Below are 26448 nucleotides of genomic sequence, written 5' to 3'. Positions count from 1 at the left end.
AAGTGAAAAGAATTATTAAATGGCGTTGGGTTATATTATCCATTTGGGTCATTGCCACCATATTACTTACTGTTTTTCAACCAGATGTGAATGCCATACTCCGAGACAAGGGACAAGAAGGTACAAGTAGTGACAGTCCATCCGTTATAGCAAGTAAAATGCTAGAAAAAATGGATACTACAAAAGGAACCGACAACTTGATTGTCTTTTATGACAAAGAAAAGATCTCGAATGACGAAATGGAAAAAATCGGTGATGTCGTCAAAGTTGTCTCCGACAGTAGCTCAGAACTTGGGATTACAGATATGATTGATCCCTTTAACATGCCAGATGCAAAAAGTTCGCTAGTCTCCGAAGATGGAACAACCTTAATTGTCAGTTATAAGCTTGATAAAATGGATCGGGAAATCGATGTTATTCAAGCCCAATTTGAAAGCAAACTAAAAGACTCACCTGTTGAATACTATCTTAGTGGAGAAGACTTTATAAATAACGATTATTTAAAAGCAACACAAGCAGGGGTTGAAAAGAGTGCCGCATTGACTGTGGTCTTTATTTTAGTCGTACTGATTATTGCCTTTCGGTCTGTCGTAACCCCTTTTGTTTCTCTATTAGCAGTAGCCTTTTCCTATCTTTGTTCCATGGGAATTGCTGCTCAACTCATTGATAAAGTTGGATTCCCAGTGACAAGTCTGACCCAAATGCTCTTGGTATTAATTTTATTTGGGATTGGTACAGACTATAATATTCTTCTTTTTAATCGATTTAAGGAAGAACTATCACACGGGCACTCCGTCGATGAATCAATCGTCAATACGTATAAAACAGCAGGAAAAACAATTGCATATAGTATTCTCACTGTATTTATTGCGTTCCTAGCGCTTGTCTTTTCCGAATCACCAATCTATCAATCTGGTGTGGTTGTCGTCATTGGTGTATCGATATTATTACTAGAAATATTAACGCTAACTCCGTTTATTATGAAAGTATTAGGTAAAAAGATATTCTGGCCATCCAAAAATGTAGGCGGTCATAAAGAAAATAAATTCTGGGGTGCAACATCCTCTCTTGCAACAAAGCATCCCATTATTATTACCATCATTGTTCTACTAATAATTGGACCAATGGTTCTCTTCCATCAGGAAAAACTGAATTTTGATACCGTTGGGGAACTGGGTAATGATTATCCTTCTTCTAAAGCTATAAATTTAGTATCAGAACACTTTGGTAAAGGTCAATCTATGCCTGCTACCGTAGTAATCGAAAGTAATGCTACCATGGATAACAACGAGTCTCTAGCAGTTATTGACGACATCACAGAGAGACTGAAACATATTAATGGGGTAAAACAAGTTTCATCCGTAACTCAGCCTCTCGGAGAACAGATTGATGACTTTTATGTATCTGGTCAAATGGGGACCGTAACAGATGGCTTGTCCCAAACTAAGGATGGCGTAGACCAACTATACGACGGTATGAAAGAAGCTCAAGAACAACTAGGTTCAGCTGACTTTTCGGAAGTAAATAAAATGGTGGAAGGTACTGCTGACCTTCAAGACGGGGTTACCGCTTTATCCAGTGGATTACAGGCGATCCAAGCTGGTATTGACGATGAGACAAGCAACCCAGAAACCATTTCAAATGGCTTAGCAACAATCGAATCCAATCTACAGATGATGAGTGATGGTGTAGCGACACTTGCAGAAAATTATGCACCGATGCAGGCCGGTTATCAAGAAATGGGAACGAACTATCAAGAAGTTGCTCAAGCACTCCTTGGTGTAAAAGATGCCATTTCCGGGATGCAGTCAATGATTGAAGCCTTAGGTAATAGTTATGCCGATTCTAACAGCGATGCTAATTACCAAGGGCTAAAGCAAACAATTAATCAATTAAATACGGCTTTAAGCGAAATCACACCTGAAGGAATTAATGAGTTAAATAATAATTACAATGCAGTAACTTCAGGATTTGGTACAGCAAACGATAAACTTGTCGAGATAAGCAGTGGCTTGGATCAAATGGCTAACGGATTAACAAAGCTAAAAGATGGACTTGGCCAAGCATCATCAGGAATCGATACAATTGTAACCAATATGAATAGTGTAAATGAAGGTCTTGGCCAAATGAAGTCTGGCCAAGAGCAACTGGTTTCTGGTCTAAATGGTTTCACTACCTTTGGAGAACAACTATCGGAGGTAAATGATGGACTAGAACAAATATCGAATGGAATTGGACAAACAAATGATTTTTTATTACAGCTAAATACGAATAAAAACTTCTTTATTCCAAAAGAGGCATTAGAAAATGACGATTTCAAAGCTTCATTAGATTCATTCCTGTCCAATGACCGCAAAACAACAAAAATGACCGTAATTTTAAATGATGACCCTTATTCAACGGAAGCATTAGAGACTATTGATACGATAAACGAAACACTTTCGAATGGACTAAAAGGAACTGTTCTTGCAGATGCAAAAAGTGGAACAGCTGGGTCAAGTGCAACAACAAAGGATATGAACGATATCTTATCAAGGGATTTAAATAAAACAACTATTATTGTTATTATTGGTGTGTTAATCGTATTATTCTTTGTAATTCGCTCCTTCTGGACACCAGTGTTTATAACGGCAGCTCTTATTGGTGCATACTATGCTGCTATGTTCATTACTAACTTTATTTTCTTAACAATATTAGGATATGAAGGATTGTCTTCCTTTGTACCATTCTTCTCCTTTATCATTGTCGTCTCATTAGGTGTTGACTACAGCATATTCCTAATGATGCGCTTTAAGGAATATCCTAAATTATCACCAAAAGAAGCTATTGTACTCGCTTCTAAACAAATAGGTGGCGTTATTATATCGGCAGTAATTATACTTGGTGGTACCTTTGCGACACTAACACCGGCCGGAATCATACTGTTAACTGAATTGGCTACAGCAGTTATTTTAGGTTTAATCATTCTATGTTTCATACTGCTTCCAATTTTTGTACCAGCATTGATGGTCCTTCCAGAGAAATTAGGAAGTTTATCCAAAAAGAAAGATAAAAAGAAATTGAATGATGTAGTACACGATTGAGAATAACTATTTTCTACTGATAGAATAACCTTATGAAGGCATCACTTGAAGATACTGACCATCTTTTCCTACAGTGAAAAGTTGGTCAGTTTTTTCTTATTCATGTAAGCTTCATTTAAAGCGGTTAGGTTGGCACTTGAAATTATAATGGATAGAAAAAATACTAACAAAATATTTTTTAAGTTAAAATTAAATATTATTCAAAGTGGTGTTCAAGATTACTCAAATGGCAAAAAGTAACTGTAAAGGGAATAATAGTGTGTTTAAACATTTTATATTTTAAGATATGATGCTACTATAGTACTTATTTGTAAAAATACATAGTATGGAAAAGTAAATAAAAAACAACAAGAGGAATGTGAGCATGAAGATTACAATTAGGAAAAAAATGTTATTTGGATTTATTTCAATACTAGTCTTATTAGTAATAATTGGCACTGTTTCTATCATTTCATTGAACAGTGTTGGAAATAAATATTCTTTAATGTTTGATCAAGAACTTAAAAAAATGAACTTAGCAACGGATCTTGAAGTCACCCAAAAAGATTTAGCAACAGCCGTTTTAGAGTTTGTTATGTTCGGAAGTGAAGAGTCAATTACAAAGATGGACGAGGAAATAGCTCTTGGTACTGAACAAGCAAAAGAACTAATCGAATTAACAACCGATGAGGAATCTAAAAAACTATTAGAAGTTCTTCGAGAAAATACTCTTTTACTGTTTGAATCGAATAATAAAATTATAGATTTGCGTAAAAATAATTTACCTTTTGAACAGCATGCTGCACAATCGACAGAGTATAATTCAGAAGTATTATCTGTTTTATCCCAATTAAAGGACATCCAACAAACTAGTCTTGATGATAAAAGAAGTGAATTAGAATCAGCACAGACTGGCATCATGCTGATGATCGCAATCATTTCCACACTAAGTATTATTGTGAGTATTATCCTTACCATTACTATCAGTCGTAACATCTCTAAACCCGTACAAAAAATCACAGAGAGTCTTGAAGAAGTTTCAAAGGGTAACCTTGAAATAGCTCATGTGAATATTAAAAACAGGGATGAAGTTGGAACTATGGCCGTTTCGTTTAATAAAATGGTAACGGATATTAAAAATATCATAAATAGTGTACAAGATTCATCGATACAACTAGCAGCAAATGCAGAGGAATTAACAGCAAGTACAGAAGAGAGTCTTGCTTCTGCACAAGCGGTATCTAGTGCAGCAGAACAACAAATGGTATCTAGTGAAAAACAGACACACCTTATGAATACTTCCGTTCAATTAATGACCGAACTTAATGATGGTGTGTATCAAATTGAAAATGATAATGAAGAAATGTTAAATGCAACCCATGATGTGAAAAAACTTGTTTCAAAAGGATCTTCTGTTCTTTCAAATGTAGCCACGCAAATGGATACGTTAAACAGTACATTTACAGAAACAACAGGACTTATGAGAAAGATGGAAGAGCATTCAAATGAAATTCAAATGATTACTTCACTTATTACGGAAATATCCGAACAAACGAATTTGCTAGCTTTAAATGCTGCAATTGAAGCTGCGCGAGCAGGAGAGTACGGAAAGGGATTTGCAGTTGTAGCTGAAGAAGTTCGTAAGCTTGCAGAGCAATCAAAAAACTCAGCAACTGAGATTGCTTCGATGGTTCATTTAATCCAAACGGCGAGTACCGATGCTGTCAAAGCAGTCTCTACAGGTGGAGAAAGAATTGAAGAAGGCCTTTTAAAAACAAATGAATCACTATCGGTATTTAATGATATCGAAGCGAGTGTAGTAGATGTTGTAAAGAAGGTAGAATCTGTATCTAGCTCCATCATACAGGTTAAAGAAAAAGCCGAAAATGTCAGTGAGAACGCAATGGAAGTTCAATCTCTCGCTTCCATTGTCGCAAGTTCAGCAAATGAAACAAGTGCATCTTCAGAAGAACAACTTGCTGTGAATGAAGAAATTACGTCAAATGCACAATACCTTGCAAACTTAGCTGAAAAGCTTCAAGCAGAGGTAAATGTATTCAAAACCAAATGAAAGAGAGATTGAAATACTTTATTAACTAATAACTGCCATTCTTTTTAAATAAAGAATGGCTTTTTCTTTTTTCATAGTTAAACGTAAACAATTAATCTTCACACTTCTCCATTTCCATTAACAATACCCGTCAATCGAAGAAATCATTTAAAATTGTACAAAATATAACAATTATTTACATTTTATTGAATATTTATGATACAATCAACTCATAAAAACACAAGTTAAATTAGGAGGGATTTTAATGGATTTATTCGATAAGGTAAAAACGTATTCCAGGGCAGATGACATTATCAATACACCTATATTCCCCTTTCATCGAACAATTGAGGAAAACTATGGTACATATGTAAAAATAGAAGGCAATACGGTCCTAATGGCCGGTTCTAGCGATTATCATGGATTTGCTCAGGATGAAAGAGTAAAGGAAGCAGCAATGAAGGCCGTGAGTAAGTATGGTGTTGGCAACAATGGAAGTAGATTACATAATGGAACATTAGATTTACATTTGGAGTTGGAAGAAAATTTAGCAACATATCTTGGAAAAGAGGCTGTCCTCACCTATACAACTGGTTATCAAACCAATCAAGGTGCTATCGTTCCATTAATAAGTCGGAATGATCTCATTTTTAGTGATAAAGACAATCATAATAGTATCGTACAGGCGACTCTCATTTCACGTGGAATGTCTATGAACAAGAATCAAATTATTCGTTATAGACATAATGATATGGATCACCTGGGTCGTTGTTTACAACAAGCACCTGCTGACAATGGAAAATTAATTGTTTCAGATGGTATTTTTTCAATGTCAGGTAATATTGTTGACCTCCCTAATATGGTTCAAGCTGCAAAAAATACTGGCGCTAAAATTATGCTTGATGATGCACATGGAATTGGAGTTCTTGGAAGAAACGGCGCAGGTACAGCAAGTTACTTTGGCCTTGATGATGAAGTAGATATCATCGTTGGTACGTTTTCAAAGGGATTAGGATCCATTGGGGGATTCATTGCAGGAAGTAAGGAACTGATTCATTATTTAAAATATACAAGTTCTTCCTATATTTTTTCATCTAGTTTACCACCAGCACAAGCAGCAGCAGCTATGACCTCTCTTGAAATTCTACAGAAAGAACCTGAACGTATAGTTAAACTACAATCTAATACACAGATGCTTCGAAAAGGATTACAATCACTCGGGTATAGCGTACCTGATGGAATTATACCGATTGTCCCTGTTATATTAGGTGATGACATGCTCGTATTTAAAACCTGGAAGGCACTGATGGAACAAGGAGTATTCACTAACCCCGCAGTCAGTCCAGCAGTTCCTGATGGGCAGCAAATGATTCGTATTAGGTTAATGTCAACCCATAAAGAAGAGCATATCGAAAAAATTCTAGATGCGTTTTCTAAGATCAAAAGTCCAGTCCTAATCTAATCAATAAATTGGGCGTAACCAACTAATAATGGTTACGCCCTAAAATCCACATACTAATTCATTACTTTTTTAAAGTTAACAACCCTACACACTCCACGTGCATCGTATGAGGGAATAAATCCACCGGCTGAACCTCTACAAGCTCATACCCAAATGGCTCTAGTTCTTTAATATCTTCTGCAAATGTATCTGGATTACAGGATACATAAACTACACGTTCTGGTTGTGCACGACCGATTCTACGCATTACTTTACCACCAGCTCCAGAACGAGGGGGGTCAAGTAATAGGAGTTCTGGAATGCCGAAGCTCTCTAATACTTCATCAATCCCACGTCTTGCATCTTTCGCTAAGAAATACGTGTTTGAAATTCCATTATCTGTCGCATTGCGCTTTGCTGATTCAATAGATGTTTCAACGATTTCTATTCCTGCAAGCTTGCCAACACGGCTAGCAAATGGAAGTGAGAACGTGCCTACCCCACAGAATAAATCAATCATTTTCTCCGTTTCTTTAGGTTTACCCATTTCCAACGCTAATTCAACTAATTTTTGTGCCTGAGTTGGGTTCGTTTGGAAAAAGGTATCAAACCAAATCCGGTAACGGTAATCTAACATTTCATCATAAATAAAGTCACGGCCAGCAAGTATATGAATTTCCTCTGCTTGTGTACGGTCAGCCCAATCGGTATTTTTAAACCACATCAAACTCTTCACTTGAGAAAACTTAGAAGTAATTCTCTCTACTAAGTCCTCAGCAGCAACCTTCAACTCTCCCTCGGGACCCTCGGTTGCAAATAAACCTAACATAATTTCTCCGGTAGCAAATGATTGACGCACCATCAAATGACGAAGCAAACCATTGTGATTATCTTTATCATAGCCAGGTAACTCATGGTCCTTAGCCCAATCTGCAACTACCATCGTCGCCTCCACCATTTCCTTACCTGCTATTAAACAAGTTTCTAGTGAAATGATTTTTCGGAAGTTTCCTAGTTCATGTAACCCTAAAGAACCATCCTTTGCAAAGGTGAACTCCATTTTATTACGATAATGCCAAGGATTGTCCATACCAATCGTGTTATGAACTAGATTCGAGTCAAAGCCCTGTTCTTCCAAGACCTTTTTAACATGATCGGTCTTTTGGTTTAATTGTCCTGAATAACTCCAGTGTTGCCATACACAACCACCACACCTGTCAAAATGTGGACAAGGTGCTTCTACTCGTTCTGGATGGGCCTCTACTATTTCCTCAGGCATTACTCTGGTTCTTTTTCTTTCCGGTTGTCCAACCGTTACCTGCACTTTTTCTCCAGGCAATGTTTGTGGAATGGTAAGTTTTAACTTCCTTGGGTTAACCTCACCAACATCACGCCAAACCACCGCACGTCCGGAACCTTTCTTATCTAAATCATTGATTTCTGCAATATATGTTTCACTTTGTATTGTCGTCAAGATTGGTCCTCCTCTCAAGCTTTGCTTATCTATTAGAATAACTCGCATTCGCTCGTCCTTTTGCGAATGTGTTAGTTTTTCTTATGCCTGCGGAAAGTTTATATACCTTCCTAACTGCTAAAAATGCCTCTAGCATACAATCTTAACATAGTAACCTTTTTACATACTAACCTATTATAGCCGAACAACGCTTAATTGAAAATATTCATTCATACATAAACTTTCATTCACGAAGGCTATTATAGTCTGGTAGATCAACTGAAACTCCTGTCTCAATTACTATTGAAAAGAAGAATGCGATAGAAAGAACAAAAGCGCAAGCACCCGTTTAGAGACGTACGGACTGGACTGAGCCGTAGGAGATAAAGGAAACACGACGACCGTAGGGAGTCGATGTTGACTTTCACCACAAGGGTATAAGTGCGACTAAGCCTCTGTCAAAGCCAATCGGCAAGTCTTCTTTATCGTGTCATGAGGTGAGGGAAGTCCGCTAGTCTCTGGGTGCGGAGTGAGACGTGGCTGTTCCTACACAAGAACTTAACAAAGACAAATTTTTATACTTTCTTATCTGATTAAAAAAACTCTGATATTGCTTTAATATCAGAGTTCATGGATAGAATCAGTATTCATCATAGTTTATTAGATACTTACATCCCTCTTCTTAAAGAACAAGAAGGAAAGGAATAGAAATAATACTAGATAAACAATTAGTACCACGATGGAAAATCCAAGAGTCATCCCTTCAATTAATGGACCATCGGTAAAGTATAACTCTAAGTTGGTATTTGCAAATACGGAATACTTAGCCCAATCAGTAAACAGTGCTAATATACCAGTAATTGAACTTCCAATAAATAACAACATTACAGACAATGCGATGGCAAGGGTCTCACTTCTAAAGATAGTTGATATCATAAACGCCATTGCTGTTAGGATGAGTATGGATACACAACTTGCCAAATAGTTCAATCCTATAAACAGCATCCTAGAACGTTCTGTTACTTCACCATCAATAGCCGATAAATGCACGGATGAACCATCAAAACCGAATAATATACTACCAATAATAAAGGACAGTACAAAGAGTACCGCTAATAAAAAGACACCAAATAGCAATGTAGTTATAAATTTAGATGCAAGTATTTGTGTTCTAGAAGCAGTGCGTACCAGTAATAGTTTAATCGTTCCTTTGTTAAATTCATGGGCAACGATAGATGATCCGACAATAATAACAAATACTCCAATTAATTGTATTAAAAAGATATTATCATCCATATAGGACCATACATTTGTTTCCTCATATGGTGAAATATTGTTTTCTATCCGATAATTGTTGATTGCTTGCTGATTCACAGCAATAGTTTCTAAATAATAATTAAATGCTTCTTCTTCTTGCAGTTCATACCCTTCATTTGCTTCTACTAATTCCTGTTTCCACTGTTCTTCACTTGGCAGATCACTACTTTCCGCTTGATTAAAATAAAGAAGAACTGCAGTTAAACCAACACCCAAAACTAATATTCCGAGCATCACATATGTACCAACGCGATTAAATAATTTCATCCATTCATTTTGAATTAATTTAAGTAGTAGCATTAGGAAACCTCCCCGTTCGTAGCCTGTAAGAATCTATCTTCTAAGGTTTGCTTTTCTCTGATTACTTGATAAACAATAATTTCCTTACTTGTTAGCAATGTTATGAAACTACCAATTTGCTCTTTAGTCGCAATAACTCTTAGAATATTATTCTGCGCTTCCATGCTTAGCTCTGGATATTCATCCTGCATGATAACCTTGGCTTTCTCTACATCATTCACTTCAATAATATGGCGGTTTGCTATATCAACTTGTTCCTCATTCGATACATCTTCCACTTGAACAAGTTCTCCCTTTTGAATAATTGCAAAACGATCACACATCAATTCCATTTCAGATAATACGTGACTTGAAACAAGAATTGAAATATTTTCCTCTTTAGCAATTTTACGCAGGTAATCACGCATTTGTCGTATTCCTGCTGGATCCAACCCATTAGTCGGTTCATCCAAAATAAGAATCTTCGGATTATGAAGCATTGCTTGTGCAATCCCAAGTCGCTGTTTCATTCCAAGAGAAAAACGAGATACTTTCTCATCCTTAACATGGTCTAGACTTACTAATTCTAGACGATGTTGTATATCCTCTTTTGTAACATTCTTACTCATACGGCCAAAATGAATTAAGTTTTTCCTCGCTGTTAGATAAGGATACATCTCTGGATTTTCTACAATTGCTCCAATGTTTTCAATTGCATTCTTATAATCTTTACTAATGCTATTTCCATTAACCAGTATTTCACCAGACGTAATATTGGTTAAACCCACAATCATTCGAATGGTTGTGGTTTTACCAGCACCATTTGGCCCGAGAAATCCAAATACCTCACCGGGATAGACATCGAATGAAAGATCTTTAATAAGATGCTTTTTTCCAATTTTCTTATTTACTTTCTTTAGTGATAAAATAGGTTCACTCAAATATAACACTCCTTTACTTACTACTAGTTCGTGAATGCACTCTAGCAAACTCGTCAATCTTTGCTAGGGATTTTCATATGCATAGTCAAAAAAAAGCTATTTTTGGTCTTATTTACTTTATACGATTCTCCTTTATTTAAGGTTTCATAAAAAAACAATTTATGAAATATAGCAATTTATTTATTATTAGTTTATAATTCATGCATAGTCCTTCTTGGTTTATTTAAGGGTCCATTTTTGCTGATCAGCTGTGGACACCTCGTATCCTACCAAGGAGGCTTTTTTTGTACAACCTCCATTTTGCTTTATTACAGGAATACTTTCTTATCTGTTTAGAAAAACTCGCATTCGTTCGTCCTTTTGCGAATGTGTTAGCATTTCTTATGCGGCGGAAAGTTTTTTATACTTTCCGCCGACATAAGAAAATAAAGGAACCTACCCTCTGCCATTCTAAAGTTGAGGATAGGCACTTTACCTACTGAATTACAGTCCCATTTCTCCCTTTATCTTTCTACCTTTTCAAGACTAATTTTTGTTCTTCTATTACATAAACAGAATCTGCAACTTGATTTATAAAGGATCGATCATGAGACACAAGAAGTACTGTACCTCCATACCCTTCTAAAAATCTCTCCAATGCTTCAATACAAAAAACATCCAAAAAGTTAGTTGGTTCATCTAATACCAGCACATTATATCTACCTAAAAACAGACTACTTAAAACTAGTCGAATTGCCTCTCCTCCACTCAAGTCACGTACATTCTTCTTCAAATCATTCCCTGTAAAACTCATCGAGTGAAGCACAGAACGAATCTTACTTTCATTAAAGTCACTTCTCTCCTTCATATAAGCCATAACGGTCTGCTCTTGATTAAATTGATAATTCATTTGTTCATAAGTTCCAAACACTACTTTCGGTGAAATAGTTAGTCCATCACCGTATTGTAAAATATGTTGGATTAATGATGATTTACCTACACCATTTTCTCCAGTAATCGCTATTGTCTTTCCTAATGGAAACTGAAAACTTGCATCTTCTAGAAGTACCTTATCACCAATTTTTAAAGTTAGACGATCCGCCATAATCGGAAACTTATTGTGTAATGTTAGCGCTTCTGACTGGTGAAAACGAATAAGTTGTTCCTCTTTCGGAGCCTCGACCGCTTCCAGTTGTTCCACCCTTTGCTCCATTGCTTTCGCTGCACGTTGTACGGACTTTTGGCTCGTGCCTTTCGATTTCGTCATGAACGACTTATTCGGTTTAGCATTCGCCTCTCTTTTGGACATTTGTTTATTTGCCTGTGTAATTTTATCAGCTTTTTTCATCTTTTCCTCTGCCGCTTTCAAAAGGCGATTTTTTTCTTTCATAAAATTTTCATGCTCTTCAAGTTGTTGTTGTTTCTGTAGTTCCTTTTGTGCTACATAGTCAGAATAGTTCCCTGTATATTCGGTTACCTTACCATCTTCCACTTCCCAAATTTTTGTAACTAGCTGATCTAATACATATCGATCATGACTGACAAGTACCAGTGCACCATAATAATACGTTAATTCTTCTATAAAAAACTTGATACCTTCTTGATCTAAGTGCGTCGTCGGTTCATCGATTAATAGTCCTTCATGATACGTTGAAAAAAGTTGCGCTAACTTCAACCTTGTTTCCTCACCACCACTAAAGTTATCAATTTCAGTCTTTGGAATGGAAAGTTTTCCTAATAATTCATTATCTACTTCACTTTCTTCTGGTGAAGATAATTGGTCAAAATAAGCAAAATCTGCAAATCGCTTTATTTTACCTTTTTCCGGATGGAATAGCCCCGCCATCAACTTTAGTAATGTGCTTTTACCTGCACCATTTTTCCCAACTATTCCAATACGGTCAAACTGATGCACCGCAAGTCTTGGGATTTCCAATACTAATCTATCTAAAAATGAGAGCTCTAAATTTTCAATTTCAATACATACTTTTTCCATTATTACTACCTCCAATAAAATAAAAAATCACAAGCATCTGCCTGTGATTTGGAGTAAAGGGAAAAAGACCCATCCTTATTCGATTAGGGTTGCTAAGGTTGCCACAAATAACCCACCATTATAAGGAGGGTAAATTTTAAAGACATAAATAAAGAAAGGCAGAAAAATCCACCTTTCTTTCCATGACATATATTATATGAAATGAAGATTATTAAAAAAGGACAGACTAATCCCGTTTACTCTGTATTCACAAACAGAGCCTTTGAACGTATTTAGTTACGAGTTCAAAGTTGGGAATCGTAGTCTCATCGCGTGTGTCATTTTTTTAATAATCCTCCTTAACATTTATATTTTACAGTGTTCATTATAGGAAGTCTTGCGGAATAAGTCAATACCTTCCTGCTGTATATAGCCTGGGTAAGAATGGTTTTTAGTTACCAAATACTACTTTTCATTTAGTTCCATGGCTGCTTGTATAAGAGTAGTAAAAACTTCTTGCTTAATATCTTCCATCTTAGTCAGTCGAATATGTCTCATCGTTTTGCCTGAACCTTGTAACAAATTATGAGTATCTTTTTCTTCTAGTTCATTCCCTTTTTGAAAACCAAGATTAACATGCTTTTTACTAGCTTGAAGATAACAAGTTAATCCCATATAGGAATAATTAGGCATAGACCATTTATACTCTTCTATAAGTTTTGGTGAAGAGTTAAGAATAATTTCTCTCAATGCGATTGTAATCTCTTGGATATCTTCCGGTAAATTCTCTATATACTGATCCACCTCTTTATTCGTTCTCGTTTCTTCACCCATAAATAAAACTCCTTTTTCACTATTATTCAGTTCTAATTACTTTTAGGTCAAACCCAATTCTTTTTTAGCCATCTGTACATACTCATCCTGACCAGATATGATAGCAAACTCGGCTATATCTACAGGAAATGATGCATTTAATTCAATGATATGTTCTTTCATCTTTGGCCAATGATATCCTCCAGCTTCTTTGTATGCTGCAATCAATTTTTCAAGTCCCTCTTCACCAAATACTCTATGATGCCCCATAAAATCTCTAGAAATATCTGCAACCTTTGCTTCGGTCCAATCGATTAAACCTGTTACATTAGCTTCCTTATCAACTAGTATGTGTCCAGGGTGCAAGTCGCCATGAATCAGACCAGTTTCTTTTGGCCACATTTCTTCATCATTTAGCCATGTCTGCCACCGGTTCCACAAAGCCTCTCCAACACCGAATTTTTCCTTAACGGCATCCATGCGTTCTCTCATGCTCTGTTTTACTTCCTCCGGTGTTTGGACTACAACTCCAACTTCAGATACTTTTTCCTTTGGAATGTTATGTAGTGTAGCTAGTACTTTTCCAAGCGTCTGGTAAAAGCTTTCCGGTACATTCTTTTCATCAATTTCGAAAACATAAGCTTGTAATTCAGGATCAATCGTGCCTGCTGGAACTCCTTGTAATTTTTTATAAGCTATCAGCTCTTCTGTGTAGATTTCCCAGTTAGGAGCTTCAAAGTCAATATTCTGATTGATAAGATCTAACGCTATTTTTTCGGGCTTCGTTCTAGGAAATACATCTGGTCTCCTAGGAATACGTAGAGCCCATTCATTTTCTTCCTTATCTCTCGCAAATACAACTTGAAAGTCTAAACCTGACTCATTGAAACAGAATGTATCTTCTTTTAGTTTAAGCCCGTGTCTTTCTGCAATCTCCATTACTTCATCTTTAGTTTTGCTCATTTATAAATTCACTCCTTCACTTTATACTTCCCTAAAACTCAAGTAGATAACTATGTACTTACCAGCTATTCTATATAGTCTAATAAAATCGTTTTACTTTTCTGCTAGAATAATTAAAAACATAGGTCTTCGGTTTTCATCTTTCATTTCAGGCATATTTTTTTCAATAATATCAGTAGGCATTGGTTCTTTAACTGCCTTTACGTTAAAACCAGCTTGGATTAAATCATTAATATAAGTGGATAACGTACGATGATATTTCGTTACATTATCTGTAAGGAAGGTTGTTTCACGCAAACCTTCTTGTGCATAATTATCCACTGGCCAATGGAGCCGATTGCCTTGTTCATCATAATGCCAATCTTGTTCTTTCCGAGAGGTGAAAATAGGATGTTCTACTGAAAACACAAATGTACCCCCAGGCTTTAAGCAATCATAAACGTTTTTGCAAATGGATTCAAAGGACTCAATATAATGAAAAGCCAATGAACTAATAACCACATCAAACTGTGAATCCGTAAAGTTGAGATCCTCAATTGGCTTACGAATATATGAAATTAAAGGATCATTGGTTAAATTACGAGCCTTCTGCAGCATTTTCTCAGATATATCTACACCAACCACAGAACTGGCATGTTGCTCACGGGCATACCTACAATGCCAACCGAATCCACAGCCAAGGTCCAGTACATGTTTATTTCGCAAGTCTGGTATTAATTCCTTTAACACTGGCCATTCACCAGCTCCTTCCAACCCTTTCATGGAACGAGACATTTTTTTATATGCTGAAAAGAATTTCACATCATCATATTTATTCTGTTTCATATGTTTTCACCACCAAGATCAATCCCCTTTATGTATGGTTTAGTTTAATAGTTTCTTTACCCTTTCTTTTACTTCATATGGTAATTGTTGCTTTAGTGCCTCTTCTAGCATCCACGAATGTTTAACCCCATTTGTTCTTAAATAGTTTTCAATAAGAACGGCTTTTTCCTGCTTACCTGGAATTAACCAATAAAGAATATACCAATCTTCCAATGAACATAACGGTATTTCTACTCCATTAATATTTATATGGGCTACAATGGATTCTTTATTTAAAGATAATTTATAGATTCCTTCACTATGTTGTATGGCAAATCCACCCATAATATCGATATCCGTATTATTCATACGATGTTTAGTGAAATAATTTGTCCGAAAAGGGTCCGAATGTAGTACCTTCTTCGACTCTCCCATTGGTGCTATGATTTCATTTAATTGGTTGGCATGATTCTCATCTACTAATATGTCGATGTCATTGGGATTAGTAATTAATTGGTGAAAGCTAAGTAGAAGCGAACCCCCTATTCCCCAAGTAATTTCTCTATCATTAAGACTTTTACCGATGATAGTTAATGTTTCTAACAATTTAACACTCCTAATATTGAGTAATGTGAGTAAAGTGTTCCGTCTCTTCATTTTACAATATCAATTAAAACAAAAAACACCTATTAACGGAATAGCTAATAAGTGTTTTAAGATCATAATAAGTTAGATTATAACTGAAGTCTGATTATATCTTCAAAACAGGAATCCAAATTTCACTCTTTACAGTTGATGAGGTTAAATCTTTCGTTTTGATGGATAGTATTTCTGGCCCTCCTATTTGTTGATAATTTGAAGATGGAAACCACTCAGAATAGATACGGCCCCAGGTTTCCTGCAATGTGTTCGGAAAAGGTCCTTCTGAATCAAATACAGCCCAAGTACTAGCTGCAACTTCTAATTTCATAAATCCCTCCGGACAATCTTTTGTAGTCGCTACACCTATATATTGGTCAAGTTCGCCCTTTTCTTCCATTCTCCCCTCAGAAAAGTTTGTAGATGCTTGAATTATACCTTCTGGTTCAACATTAGAAATTTCCTTCAGTGCAGCGATCTTCTTTGGATTTAATGATTTCCACATCGATGTGATTTCTGGGTTTTCTCCTTCAAAAATAATTGGAACTCTTTTCATAATACCAACGATATGAAAAGCCTCTTTTTCTTCTATTCGGTAATTCATTTCATTTCCTCCTTTAATATATAATTGGAAGGTCATTCGAGGATAGGCTTTTAGTTCCTGACCATTATTTCTAGCTTCTGATGGAGTTACGCCATGTAAAGCCTGGAAGGCTCTAGTAAAAGAATCTGGTGAACTATATCCATATTTCATTGCAATATCGATGATCCTTACATTCTTATTAGTTAACTCAAACGCGGCTATAGTAAGGCGTCTTCTCCGAATGTATTCGGATAGCGTAACACCTGCGAGAAAGGAAAACATTCTCTTAAAATGATATTCTGAACAGAAAGCTATTTTAGCCACTTCTTTAAAATTAACTTCCTGCGTTAGGTTTTCTTCAATATACTGCAACGCTTTGTTCATATTCTTAAGCGAATCCACTAATGTAACCTCCTTAATCCTAGATTAGCAGAGAGAAAATTGGTTTACCCGACTATTCTTGCACAAGATTGTCGGGTATTGTTTTTATCATTACTTCATCAGAAATGCTGTAACTATTTCTGGACTGGGTGCAATGAACCTTTCATTCATGGTAAGCTTTAGCATTGATAACCCTTGAATCGAAGCAAAAAAGTATATGGCCATTTCCATAGGATCTCCTTCTTTAAATTGACCAAGGTCTTGCCCCCTCCCAATTAACTTTGCAGTTTGTTCAACCATTGCAATACTTTGCATATTTAAATGTACAACTTGTGTGGATTGATTATCTACAGTAGAAGCTTGATTCATAATCATAAGGAAGTTTGCGAATTCATCATCTTTCTTAAAATCATTTATTATTTCAGATGTAAACTGACCCATCATTTCTATTGGAGAGGAGTCAGTTTTGAAAGTTTCTATAATTTTCTCTAATCCAATTGCAGCATAGGTTACAAGATCATTAAATAAATCATCTTTCGTTTTATAATGACGGTACAAGAGACCTGTACTGATTCCAGCACTATTCGCTATATCCTGAACACTTGTTGCAGCAAAACCTTTTTTAGCAAATAGTTTTATCGCTGCAGAATGAATTTTATCCCTAGTTGCCATTCTCATAGCTTCAAATTGTTCTTTAGTTCTTGGCATAGAATCTCCCTCCTTATGATTCATTTATCCTCATTTTTCACGTATTTCAATGATAAAAGATTATTAATACCGTTTCTCTTTGCTATTTTTTCTGGTATTGGTTTTCTTTTATATTCTTTAAATCCCCATTTTTCATATAATTTCATTGCTGGAATATTCGTATCTGCAACTTCTTCAATAACGTATTGGTTGTATGGTTTATTTTCTTTTATATAATGGAAAATTTGAGACGCAGCTCCTTGACCTCTGAATTCTATGGCTGTACCAACAAATTCAATCGATCCTGTATTTGGTGGGAAGTTTTCATAAGGGGCTTCAAATTCCTTTTTCAAAAATATACCTGCCATGCTACCTCTAATAAAACCTAAATGCTTCCTTAACTCCTTTTTGTCTAGCCTAACCGATAACGTTTCTCCATCCGTACAAGCTGCCATTGCGACAACATTTCCATTTGCTATTGCTACGAAAAATTGATCTGGGACAAACATATGTGCAAAAGCACTCGCAATAATGCTTTTATCTTTAGAAAAGTACTCTAGCCACTGTGTAAAACCTTCCGCAAATATTTTTGACATCTGCATTCTTACATCTATATCAGCTTTATCTGCTCTAACTATTTCAAATTTCTTATCTGATGTTTCCATAAGTAAATTCTCCTTTTTAATGAATGAATATATTTTCATTATAAAATACAAAAATAAGGAGCGCAATTCTTATTTATCGAATTGCGCTCCATTGTTTAGGCCCGTTAAGAAAGCCTGCAATAATAACCTCAAACTTTCTTCCCGATCTAACGGCATTCCAAATCCACCTTTTTGTTCCAGGGAGGAAAATCCGTGAAGAATACTTCTTAGCCCTCTAACAGCATGAATGGAATCTTCCTCAGACAATTTATAATCACTTAATGAATCTATTATGAGGCTAATAATCTTATTCCCTTCTTGTTCAATTTCTTCATCTTTAGATTGCGGTGGGGCTATGGTATATTCATATAAGCCCGGATGTTCGCGTGTAAACTGTAGATAGGCATTTGCCATAGCAAAAATTGCTGCTTCTCCCGTCTTATCCTCAGACATTACCCGCATATTTTCGTGGAGTTTTCTCACACCGAATAACGACAACTCTCGCTTAATTTGAGGTAATCCTCTTACATGATTAAACAGAGATGGTGGACGAACGGATAGCTTTCTGGCAATAGCGGCTAATGTTACACCCTCTGTCCCCTCTTTATCTGCTATTTCCGTTGCAGCTTCGATAATCTTTTTTATATCTAATCCTACTCTGGCCATATTTTATTTCACTCGATTCATGTTCATATTTTCTTCTGCTTCTAGTATTGCCTTTTGAATTTTTTCTGTTGGTTTTTCAATTACATTTCCATGTCCTATAGCTAATAATGAAGGTTTGAGTGCCTCTATTTCCCTTGCACTTTTAAGAGCTATCTCTTTATTCCATGTTGCAAATGCAGGGAATGGAAAACTCCGTACAATTTGCCCACTAACTGCTATTCTACCTCGAGTTTGAAAGGTATCTCCAGCAATTATTCCATGATTCTTTGTATCGAATAAAGAAATCGAACCTGGAGTATGTCCAGGAGTCTCATAAACTTCTAATGAACCTACCCGGTCACCTTCTTTTAATAGTAGATCTGGAACTACTTTTAATCCTTTTGGTATTCCACCTTTAATCTGTGTTTTTGGTTCATCTTTGTCCAAAGATGTATCTCCTCGCAGTAATCTATTATCACGAACAGATATAGAAACAACTGCATTAGGAAAACTCTTCTTCAACCGTTCTAATGCACCAACATGATCCCCATGACCATGCGTTAAGACAATATTTGTTAATGGCTTCTTGCATTCCTTTATTAATTTTACAATACCTTTATAACTATTTGGAAGACCAGCATCTATTAAGGTTAATTGGTCCTCTTCCTCATAAATGTAACAATTTACTGGAAACATACGTGGTAAAACTGTCAACTGATAAAGACTTTGAAACCGTGTTACCTTCATCATCATCTCTCCCCTAAATAAAACTAATGGCACTAGTTTATTGCAACACTTCACTTCCAAAAAAATATTTTCTTTTCCCATTGACAAAAATACTCACACTAACTATTATAGTTATATATACAACTATATAACCATTAGACAATATAACTAATAAGAATAGTGGGGTGAAAGTTTGAGTAATCCTTTTGGTCAAGATAAACCTATATATATTCAGATTCGAGAAAAAATTGAAGATCAAATTATTAATAACCAACTAAGCGAGGGAGACCAATCTCCCTCCACTAATCAGCTAGTAAACTTCTATAAAATCAACCATGTCACCGTATCAAAGGGAGTAAACCAGTTAGTAGATGAAGGTATTCTTTATAAAAAGAGAGGGATAGGGATGTTTGTAGCTGAAGGAGCAAGGGAGAAGCTTATTCAAAAACGAAAAGATTCCTTTATTGAGGAATTCGTTGTTAAACTCGTCCGAGAAGCAGATAAACTTGGTATTACGGAAAATGAAATGATTGGATTTATAAAACTTATAAAAGGACGTGATACAGAATGAATGTAAAAGTTAATAGTTTAAGTTTAACCTACGGGAATCATAGGGCTCTCAAAGATGTAACCTTTGAGTTAGATAGTTATAAAATTTATGGATTGTTAGGTCGTAACGGTGCAGGGAAAACCTCCCTTCTATCTATTATGGCATCCTTTCACGAACCAACTTCAGGTTCCATTACAATCAACGGAGAAGTCCCATTTGAAAATGCTTCTATTATGCAACAAGTTGCTTTCATGTATAACAAAGACTATAAAGATGAATCTGATCATGCAATAAATGTATTGAAAGGTGTCGCACGATATCGTCCTTATTTTGATATGAAGTACGCAGAATATCTTGTTAAGCGATTTAAACTGGATAAAAAGAAGCCCATCAAACAATTTTCAAAAGGAATGCAATCGGCTCTAAATGTAATCATTGGTTTAGCTAGTAGAGCACCATTGACTATATTTGATGAAGTTTACCTAGGCATGGATGCACCATCTCGTGATATGTTTTACAAGGAACTATTAGAGGATCAACAAAATCATCCAAGGGTCATCATCCTTTCCACACACCTCGTATCTGAAATGGATTATTTATTTGATGAAGTTATTATTATCGACGAAGGTAATCTTATGCTTCAGGAGGAATATGATTCACTCATCTCCAAAGGCGCTAAGATTACAGGAAACGCAGAAATAGTGGATGACTTTGTTCAGTCAAAACAACTACTAAATGTTGAACAATTAGGGAATACAAAAGCAGTTACAATTTATGGAGAACTTAGTAAAACAGAACGAACAATTGCAGTAGATAAAGGACTTGAGATAGCACCAATTTCACTTCACGAATTATTTGTTCACCTAACAAAGGAGGTAGAAGATAATGAAAAGTAAAGCCATCTATCCTAAAGTTGCTGCCGATATGCTTACGGTCCTAGGTACTTGGGTTCTTGGATTCTTAGGGGTCATGATCCTTGTTCAGGTCGGTAAAACAGTAGTTGCTTTCATCAACGGCTCCGAGGTAGATACTTACTTTAACGCTGTTTTTATCGCATCTAACATTGCTATGTTTGTCATTGGAATAATATCTACGTACTTTCTCCATCATTATGTAGAAAATGGAGTGACAAGAAAGGATTATTTTAAAGGTGCGCTAGTTGCTTCTATTGGACTATCCATTGCACTTCCAATTATTGCATTTTTAGTTTCTAAATTGGGCGAATTTATTGTAATGAATATTGATAAGGTAGCCCTAAATCAAGCAGATATTAATTCTGCTGTCATGGAGACTGATGGTAATATCGTGGGTAATATTGTGCAAGCTTTTATTATCGCACCGCATATTGATCCTAGTAGTAATTGGTTATTAGCTATTACAACACTTAGCTTAAATATACTTTTCTTTTTCCTTGTCGGTTGGTTCATCGGTGCTAGTTTTTATCGATTCCATGTCGTAATTGGGTTAGGTTCTATATTAGTTGGAATAATTATCATAACAATTAAAGATTCACTGTTACGATTAGCGTTAGATTTACCATTACCTGATCAATATATTTCATTAGACTTCCTTCCATCCAGTGCTTCTATACCGATTTTATTACTACTTCTTGGTTTACTAGCTTGGTTGATACGTTCCATAACAAAACGGGTATCGATAAAGATGTAAACTTCTTTCAGTGGTAATTGCACCATAACGAAAGCAAATAACCAAATCCCTTCTGGAATGCTAGAAGGGATTTGTGAGAATCTATTCTGCTAATATTGTTCAAATAATGCCTCATTACTTAATTTTTCTCTGCCTTATGAACAATAATACTATCGGAATAACTGTACCAACAATTAATATAGGCATAAACCATCCGCCAAATCCATTATTCCAATCTAATGCAATAGAGATGGATTCAAATGCAAGTAATGAAAATAAAATCAAACAGACATTTTTTAATTGATTAATCATTTTTCTACTGTTTAAGTAAAACTGCTCAGCATTTGATTTATTTATCCTACTTGGATAATTATGTATCTCTGGGAATTTCTCAAAAGCTTGCATCATTAGAAGTAAAAATCCACCAATTATCGGTAGAATGAGAAGCTCAAACTTTGAGCCAAAGCGGTCTACCTCACCTAAGGCGTTATAATGAGCTGGTACCTCGTCCGGTAGTGAGTTCCAAACAGTAATTAACAATATAATCGAACCAACATAAAAGATTAAACCAATGATATCAAATACCCATTCACTTTTGGTTTTTGGTATTTTTAACTTTGGTAGTTTAAATGAAGTAGCCATTTATTGCATCACCCTTTAAAATCATATTCTTAACTTTTATACGACATGTCTAACCTAAAAGTTTCATGAAAATATAGAAATGAAATGGAGGACTTGTAAAGATGAGAAATATTCGACTTTCTGAAAAGGCACTACTTCTTGGATATGGCTTTATACTACTATTCATGATTGTTCAAGACTGGGTACCACTAGGCACGCTAAATGATATTTCTGCAATAAAGCAAGAGAAAACGACTAATGAGTTAATCCTGATTACCTTCATTGGGGCAATACAGATAGCTCTCTTCATCTTTCTAATTTTAAGATTCATTGGTAAAAGATATCCATTGATTATTAAGCTTTGGCTTATTATCCACCCATCATGTATTTTTGCGGGAGTATTGATGAGCTGGTGGATCCCTTATTTTACAGGTATCGGCGCTCTAGAAAAAGTCGAAAGCTATACAACCATGTTCGGGAATACGCATACCTTCTTACCTGTAATGAATGGAATCGTACCTAACACGTTCCATGTTTTATTTCATTCCACTTTGTTATTCTGTATTCTCGTTTCCGTATATATTTTTGTTACAAAACCTAAAAAGTCCACTTGATTTTTAAAAAAACACACCAAACAAAAATGGTTCCGTTCATCAGAAGTCGATAAGCGGAACCATTTTAAGTTATTTTGACTAATTTTAACTAAGCCTCTACTAAACTATTACTTTTCTTCTTTTAATAATCTTATTGCTTCATCAAATTCAGTTTCAATTTCCTTATTAGGCTTGTAAGTTAGTAAACTTATAACAACTGTTACAATTAAGCTTAATACAAATCCAGGAACAATTTCGTATAATACTTCTTTGGATAAATATTCAATACTACCCCAAATAACAACAGTGACAGCACCCACTACCATACCAGCAAGTGCACCAATACCTGTAATCTTTCTCCAATATAGAGATAATAGAATTGCAGGTCCGAATGAAGCACCAAAGCCTGCCCAAGCAAATCCTACAAGATCAAGAATGGTTTCGTTTCTAGTCCAAGCAAAGTACATAGCAGCAACTGCAACCACTAGAATTGAAATTCTACCTAAAAATACATATCTTGCTTCTGAAGCATCCTTCTTAACAACCGCTTTATATAGGTCCTCGATTAACGCGGAAGAGGTTACGATTAATTGAGAAGATATTGTACTCATAATCGCTGCAAGTACAGCGGCAAGCATAATACCAGCGATAAATGGATGGAATACCACTTGACCAATAGCAATAAAGATAGCTTCTGGATCTGCAAGGGATGCTCCTGGGTTTTGTTGGTAGTAGGCAACACCAATTAATGCAACTAGAATAGCGCCAACTAGTGATAAAATCATCCAACCAATACCAATTCTTCTAGCTTGTTTCGTTTCTTTAACACTTTTAATCGCCATAAAGCGAACGATAATATGAGGTTGACCAAAATACCCCAATCCCCAAGCAAGGGAAGAAATAATTCCTGCAGCAGATGCACCTGCAAAAAAGCTTAATAATTCTGGGTCTACAGTTTTAATAGAATCTACAGTCTCCCCTATCCCACCTGTTATGGAAATAGCAAAAACAGGAACAAGAATAAGTGCTAAAAACATAATTAATCCTTGAACAAAATCTGTATAACTTACTGCAAGGAATCCACCAAATAATGTGTATGCAATAACTACTGCAGATACAATAAGCAAACCAGTATGATAGCTAAGTCCAAATGAACTTTCAAAGAACACCCCACCTGCTACCATTCCTGAAGAAACGTAGAATGTAAAGAAAAGTAGAATAATAATTCCTGATGCAATACGAAGAATTTTCGAATTATCTTTTAAACGGTTATCCAAATAACTTGGTATTGTTATAGAGTCATTGGATACTTGTGTGTACGTACGAAGTCGTGGTGCTACAAACAACCAGTTTAAATAGGCTCCTATCGTAAGTCCAATAGCAATCCAAGCCTGATCGAGACCATATACATAGATTGCGCCTGGTAGACCCATTAATAACCAACCAGACATATCTGCTGCTCCTGCACTAAGTGCGGTAACCGCTGGACCTAAAGAGCGTCCCCCTAACATGTAATCATTTAGATTTGATATACGTCGGTATGCATACCAACCGATGACGAGCATCCCAACCATATAAATGATGATGGCTAAGAGTTGATAGATTTCATCACTCGACATAATTTCTCCTCCTTATTTTGGCCATTCCTCCCAGTACAAGGCATCAGACCCATGTATTTTTATAATCAATGACAAAAGCCACTTGACCCCCATCACAGAAAACGCTTTCACATTACGATACAATAAAATGTTTTTTAAACATTTTATATATTGTATATAATATATTACTGTTCACTAATTTGTCAAATACATGTTGAACTTTGTCATCTGGTCTTATATTTTAATATGTATTTTATATTCAGGTAAAACAAAACTAAAAAGAGGCTGGGACAAAAGTATTTTAATCAGATTAAATCCGAACATCAAATTTTTTGCGTATTGACCCGCTCCGGAAATATACTTCGCGCATCCTAAGGCGGCTGGTGAGCCTCCTCGCGCTACCGCGCTGTGGGGTCTCACCTATGCCTATCCTCCCACAGGAGTCTCCGTATATTTCCGGAGCTAATGTAGTTGATCGTCCGTTTTTACAGTTGATTATTTTGGTTATGTCCCAGCCTCTTTACTTGTATATCAATATATGCTCAATACTGGACAGCTATTCACTTAACTTTGTCATTGGTGCATATATTAAAACGCTTTTATCACTACTATTTTGAAAGCCGATTTCTTCCTCCGCATTGCATAAGTATTACATCCCCTACTTTTACTTCCAAATCCTCTCCATCTATTGCTAAAATACCTTTTCCATCAACAACATATAAATACAATTCGCGATTGGGATGATTATGGGGTTTCATTTCTTGCCCTGGAAGAAAGTTGAGCATAAAAGCAACACTTCGCTTTGCCTTAATGATATTTATCTTAGTAAATCTAGTTTCATCAAATTGCATTGCAGTTTGAATGGACTCCTTTTGCATCTTTGTCACCACCCATTAATTAGGGTAACCTACTCATCATCCACATAATAATTTTTCTCTCCAAGCTGGATATCCGTTACATCCCCATCATGAATAAAAAACAATCGATTTTCTATCGTTCCATCACTACTGGTTAACTCAATTGTATTTTTCTCTATCTTATACGTACCAAAAACCGTTTCATCAGTAAAATTACCTGATGTTGTTGTACCACTTGAACCACCAACACTGGCTAGCGATACTCCATCGAGTTCAAATGTACCATCTGCATTTAGAGTTAGGAATCGTGTTTTCGAACTGGCTCCCCCAGTAATTCCAATTAATCCAGAGTAGCTTATATTTTTGTAGTTGTTATTAAATATCGTTTCCTCAGGGACTGGAACGACACGCGATAATTTAACATTGTTAATACTCAAGTTGTCATTGATGATTTCAATCGGTAATGCATCTTCCCCACTTATTTCAAGTTGTCCATTACTAATCGTGTACGCTTGACATGGATCAATGGCGCAATCAATAGTTTCAGGTCCACCATTTGAAGGTGCACCAATTAATAATGTATTCCCTTCTAAAAAGGTATAAATATCCCAACAAATACCACCACATTCACTTCCACCAAAGTCATCCCGAAAACCATAAAACATACCGTTTAAATTCTCTAGACTTAGTGGTGCGTCAAGATCTACTTCTTCCGTCCCACTTGTTTCCTTATCATCCTTTGAACATCCAGCAATTAAAAGAACTCCAACTAATATTAAAAAGAAGAGAAATACCCGTTTCTTCATATTACAGCCTCCTTTATCATTTCTACCCAGTAAAACTGTCTGCTGTAATTCTATGATGAAGTTGGGTCTTTAGTACTTTTAAATGATTCACAAAACTTGTTTACGTAATAGGAAAACCTCTTTATATCTTAGTATCTAAAAAACATGGTTATGCTTTGGCATTCTTCCATGCCAAAACTTCTGAAACAAGTAAATCTTTCTGGTGTAACTGCTGTTTCCTATGTCCATTTGCCCCTGAGGGATGAGGGAAACCTAAGAGGTAGGAATTTTGCTCGGATAGTTTCCCCTTTCTAAGCAACTCCCTGAAGATTTGCTCTACTGTCTTTCCTAATGGAATAATAAGTACAGGATGTTGAATTTGACTAATTTCCTCAGGAAAAATGTCAAAAGCATA

General features: G+C 35.8%; 25 protein-coding genes. 7 read left to right on the top strand and 18 right to left on the bottom strand.

The window, feature by feature from the left end; genetic code table 11:
- Nucleotides 1-2: 2 nt before the first annotated feature.
- From K332_RS0114710 to K332_RS0114700, 3 genes are all read left to right on the top strand, one after another.
- Nucleotides 3-3083, top strand: coding sequence for an MMPL family transporter (locus K332_RS0114710; RefSeq protein ID WP_026908147.1), 3081 nt, complete (start codon nucleotides 3-5; stop codon nucleotides 3081-3083).
- Between the two features lie 364 nt (nucleotides 3084-3447).
- Nucleotides 3448-5133, top strand: coding sequence for a methyl-accepting chemotaxis protein (locus K332_RS0114705; RefSeq protein WP_026908146.1), 1686 nt, complete (start codon nucleotides 3448-3450; stop codon nucleotides 5131-5133).
- 244 nt (nucleotides 5134-5377) lie between these two features.
- Nucleotides 5378-6574, top strand: a complete 1197-nt coding sequence (locus tag K332_RS0114700) for an aminotransferase class I/II-fold pyridoxal phosphate-dependent enzyme (protein ID WP_026908145.1) — start codon at nucleotides 5378-5380, stop codon at nucleotides 6572-6574.
- A gap of 61 nt (nucleotides 6575-6635) precedes the next feature.
- Here the strand turns inward: K332_RS0114700 and rlmD are convergent, their stop codons facing one another.
- From rlmD to K332_RS0114630, 14 genes are all read right to left on the bottom strand, one after another.
- On the bottom strand, nucleotides 6636-8027 hold the full coding sequence (rlmD, locus tag K332_RS0114695; RefSeq protein WP_026908144.1) for a 23S rRNA (uracil(1939)-C(5))-methyltransferase RlmD: 1392 nt from the start codon (nucleotides 8025-8027) through the stop codon (nucleotides 6636-6638).
- A 639-nt stretch (nucleotides 8028-8666) separates the two neighbouring features.
- Complete coding sequence (locus K332_RS0114690; RefSeq protein ID WP_026908143.1) at nucleotides 8667-9623, bottom strand: ABC transporter permease; 957 nt, start codon at nucleotides 9621-9623, stop codon at nucleotides 8667-8669.
- The gene (locus tag K332_RS0114685; protein ID WP_036689042.1) at nucleotides 9623-10543 is read right to left on the bottom strand and encodes an ABC transporter ATP-binding protein; all 921 of its coding nucleotides are present in this window, start codon (nucleotides 10541-10543) and stop codon (nucleotides 9623-9625) included. Before K332_RS0114685 ends, K332_RS0114690 begins: the two co-directional genes overlap by 1 nt.
- Nucleotides 10544-11054: 511 nt before the next feature.
- The gene (locus K332_RS0114675) at nucleotides 11055-12518 is read right to left on the bottom strand and encodes an Msr family ABC-F type ribosomal protection protein (RefSeq protein ID WP_026908140.1); all 1464 of its coding nucleotides are present in this window, start codon (nucleotides 12516-12518) and stop codon (nucleotides 11055-11057) included.
- A 276-nt stretch (nucleotides 12519-12794) separates the two neighbouring features.
- Nucleotides 12795-12839: an erythromycin resistance leader peptide gene (locus K332_RS24880; protein WP_142305349.1), complete on the bottom strand. Its 45-nt coding sequence runs from the start codon at nucleotides 12837-12839 to the stop codon at nucleotides 12795-12797.
- A gap of 123 nt (nucleotides 12840-12962) precedes the next feature.
- Nucleotides 12963-13331 carry a DUF1801 domain-containing protein gene (locus K332_RS0114670; RefSeq protein ID WP_026908139.1) on the bottom strand — a complete coding sequence of 123 codons (369 nt, stop codon included), beginning with the start codon at nucleotides 13329-13331 and terminating at the stop codon, nucleotides 12963-12965.
- 42 nt (nucleotides 13332-13373) lie between these two features.
- Nucleotides 13374-14273 carry a macrolide 2'-phosphotransferase gene (locus K332_RS0114665; protein ID WP_026908138.1) on the bottom strand — a complete coding sequence of 300 codons (900 nt, stop codon included), beginning with the start codon at nucleotides 14271-14273 and terminating at the stop codon, nucleotides 13374-13376.
- 93 nt (nucleotides 14274-14366) lie between these two features.
- Nucleotides 14367-15098 carry a class I SAM-dependent methyltransferase gene (locus K332_RS0114660; protein ID WP_026908137.1) on the bottom strand — a complete coding sequence of 244 codons (732 nt, stop codon included), beginning with the start codon at nucleotides 15096-15098 and terminating at the stop codon, nucleotides 14367-14369.
- 39 nt (nucleotides 15099-15137) lie between these two features.
- Nucleotides 15138-15683, bottom strand: coding sequence for a nucleotidyltransferase domain-containing protein (locus K332_RS0114655; protein ID WP_026908136.1), 546 nt, complete (start codon nucleotides 15681-15683; stop codon nucleotides 15138-15140).
- Nucleotides 15684-15828: 145 nt separating this feature from the next.
- Complete coding sequence (locus K332_RS0114650) at nucleotides 15829-16701, bottom strand: AraC family transcriptional regulator (protein WP_026908135.1); 873 nt, start codon at nucleotides 16699-16701, stop codon at nucleotides 15829-15831.
- Between the two features lie 90 nt (nucleotides 16702-16791).
- Entirely contained in the window at nucleotides 16792-17388 is a 597-nt protein-coding gene (locus K332_RS0114645) for a TetR/AcrR family transcriptional regulator (protein ID WP_026908134.1), read from the bottom strand.
- Nucleotides 17389-17408: 20 nt separating this feature from the next.
- Nucleotides 17409-18032 carry a GNAT family N-acetyltransferase gene (locus tag K332_RS0114640; protein ID WP_026908133.1) on the bottom strand — a complete coding sequence of 208 codons (624 nt, stop codon included), beginning with the start codon at nucleotides 18030-18032 and terminating at the stop codon, nucleotides 17409-17411.
- Between the two features lie 69 nt (nucleotides 18033-18101).
- A complete protein-coding gene (locus K332_RS0114635; RefSeq protein ID WP_026908132.1) occupies nucleotides 18102-18677 on the bottom strand; it encodes a TetR/AcrR family transcriptional regulator in 576 nt (191 codons plus the stop codon).
- 3 nt (nucleotides 18678-18680) lie between these two features.
- The gene (locus K332_RS0114630; RefSeq protein WP_026908131.1) at nucleotides 18681-19403 is read right to left on the bottom strand and encodes an MBL fold metallo-hydrolase; all 723 of its coding nucleotides are present in this window, start codon (nucleotides 19401-19403) and stop codon (nucleotides 18681-18683) included.
- Between the two features lie 172 nt (nucleotides 19404-19575).
- Here K332_RS0114630 and K332_RS0114625 point away from each other — a divergent pair, with 172 nt between their 5' ends.
- The 3 genes from K332_RS0114625 to K332_RS0114615 are packed head-to-tail and all read left to right on the top strand — an operon-like array spanning nucleotide 19576 to nucleotide 21600.
- Nucleotides 19576-19953 carry a GntR family transcriptional regulator gene (locus K332_RS0114625; RefSeq protein ID WP_026908130.1) on the top strand — a complete coding sequence of 126 codons (378 nt, stop codon included), beginning with the start codon at nucleotides 19576-19578 and terminating at the stop codon, nucleotides 19951-19953.
- The gene (locus K332_RS0114620) at nucleotides 19950-20828 is read left to right on the top strand and encodes an ATP-binding cassette domain-containing protein (RefSeq protein WP_026908129.1); all 879 of its coding nucleotides are present in this window, start codon (nucleotides 19950-19952) and stop codon (nucleotides 20826-20828) included. Before K332_RS0114625 ends, K332_RS0114620 begins: the two co-directional genes overlap by 4 nt.
- Nucleotides 20818-21600, top strand: coding sequence for a hypothetical protein (locus K332_RS0114615; protein WP_026908128.1), 783 nt, complete (start codon nucleotides 20818-20820; stop codon nucleotides 21598-21600). Before K332_RS0114620 ends, K332_RS0114615 begins: the two co-directional genes overlap by 11 nt.
- 114 nt (nucleotides 21601-21714) lie before the next feature.
- Here the strand turns inward: K332_RS0114615 and K332_RS0114610 are convergent, their stop codons facing one another.
- Complete coding sequence (locus tag K332_RS0114610; RefSeq protein WP_026908127.1) at nucleotides 21715-22221, bottom strand: DUF1648 domain-containing protein; 507 nt, start codon at nucleotides 22219-22221, stop codon at nucleotides 21715-21717.
- Between the two features lie 101 nt (nucleotides 22222-22322).
- Here K332_RS0114610 and K332_RS0114605 point away from each other — a divergent pair, with 101 nt between their 5' ends.
- Nucleotides 22323-22814 carry a hypothetical protein gene (locus K332_RS0114605; protein WP_026908126.1) on the top strand — a complete coding sequence of 164 codons (492 nt, stop codon included), beginning with the start codon at nucleotides 22323-22325 and terminating at the stop codon, nucleotides 22812-22814.
- Nucleotides 22815-22921: 107 nt separating this feature from the next.
- Here the strand turns inward: K332_RS0114605 and putP are convergent, their stop codons facing one another.
- The 3 genes from putP to K332_RS22625 form a co-directional block, all read right to left on the bottom strand.
- The gene (gene putP / locus K332_RS0114600) at nucleotides 22922-24412 is read right to left on the bottom strand and encodes a sodium/proline symporter PutP (RefSeq protein ID WP_036689038.1); all 1491 of its coding nucleotides are present in this window, start codon (nucleotides 24410-24412) and stop codon (nucleotides 22922-22924) included.
- A gap of 587 nt (nucleotides 24413-24999) precedes the next feature.
- On the bottom strand, nucleotides 25000-25269 hold the full coding sequence (locus K332_RS22630; RefSeq protein WP_051359479.1) for a cupin domain-containing protein: 270 nt from the start codon (nucleotides 25267-25269) through the stop codon (nucleotides 25000-25002).
- A 29-nt stretch (nucleotides 25270-25298) separates the two neighbouring features.
- Nucleotides 25299-26054 (bottom strand): hypothetical protein, encoded by a 756-nt coding sequence (locus K332_RS22625; RefSeq protein WP_051359478.1) that lies wholly within the window; start codon nucleotides 26052-26054, stop codon nucleotides 25299-25301.
- Between the last annotated feature and the right edge of the window lie 394 nt (nucleotides 26055-26448).

This window comes from Paucisalibacillus globulus DSM 18846, assembly GCF_000482485.1.
Lineage (GTDB): Bacteria > Bacillota > Bacilli > Bacillales > Amphibacillaceae > Ornithinibacillus > Ornithinibacillus globulus.
This window is presented reverse-complemented; position numbering and strand designations above follow the sequence as displayed.

Coding starts and splice junctions, on each gene's coding strand:
- K332_RS0114705 (WP_026908146.1), top strand. CDS start 3,448: ATGAAGATTACAATTAGGAAAAAAATGTTATTTGGATTTATTTCAATA.
- K332_RS22630 (WP_051359479.1), bottom strand. CDS start 25,269: ATGCAAAAGGAGTCCATTCAAACTGCAATGCAATTTGATGAAACTAGA.
- K332_RS0114620 (WP_026908129.1), top strand. CDS start 19,950: ATGAATGTAAAAGTTAATAGTTTAAGTTTAACCTACGGGAATCATAGG.
- K332_RS0114665 (WP_026908138.1), bottom strand. CDS start 14,273: ATGAGCAAAACTAAAGATGAAGTAATGGAGATTGCAGAAAGACACGGG.
- K332_RS0114660 (WP_026908137.1), bottom strand. CDS start 15,098: ATGAAACAGAATAAATATGATGATGTGAAATTCTTTTCAGCATATAAA.
- K332_RS0114630 (WP_026908131.1), bottom strand. CDS start 19,403: ATGAAGGTAACACGGTTTCAAAGTCTTTATCAGTTGACAGTTTTACCA.
- K332_RS0114700 (WP_026908145.1), top strand. CDS start 5,378: ATGGATTTATTCGATAAGGTAAAAACGTATTCCAGGGCAGATGACATT.
- K332_RS0114645 (WP_026908134.1), bottom strand. CDS start 17,388: ATGCCAAGAACTAAAGAACAATTTGAAGCTATGAGAATGGCAACTAGG.
- K332_RS0114640 (WP_026908133.1), bottom strand. CDS start 18,032: ATGGAAACATCAGATAAGAAATTTGAAATAGTTAGAGCAGATAAAGCT.
- K332_RS0114635 (WP_026908132.1), bottom strand. CDS start 18,677: ATGGCCAGAGTAGGATTAGATATAAAAAAGATTATCGAAGCTGCAACG.
- K332_RS0114610 (WP_026908127.1), bottom strand. CDS start 22,221: ATGGCTACTTCATTTAAACTACCAAAGTTAAAAATACCAAAAACCAAA.
- K332_RS0114615 (WP_026908128.1), top strand. CDS start 20,818: ATGAAAAGTAAAGCCATCTATCCTAAAGTTGCTGCCGATATGCTTACG.
- K332_RS0114670 (WP_026908139.1), bottom strand. CDS start 13,331: ATGGGTGAAGAAACGAGAACGAATAAAGAGGTGGATCAGTATATAGAG.
- K332_RS0114605 (WP_026908126.1), top strand. CDS start 22,323: ATGAGAAATATTCGACTTTCTGAAAAGGCACTACTTCTTGGATATGGC.
- K332_RS0114690 (WP_026908143.1), bottom strand. CDS start 9,623: ATGCTACTACTTAAATTAATTCAAAATGAATGGATGAAATTATTTAAT.
- K332_RS0114675 (WP_026908140.1), bottom strand. CDS start 12,518: ATGGAAAAAGTATGTATTGAAATTGAAAATTTAGAGCTCTCATTTTTA.
- putP (WP_036689038.1), bottom strand. CDS start 24,412: ATGTCGAGTGATGAAATCTATCAACTCTTAGCCATCATCATTTATATG.
- K332_RS22625 (WP_051359478.1), bottom strand. CDS start 26,054: ATGAAGAAACGGGTATTTCTCTTCTTTTTAATATTAGTTGGAGTTCTT.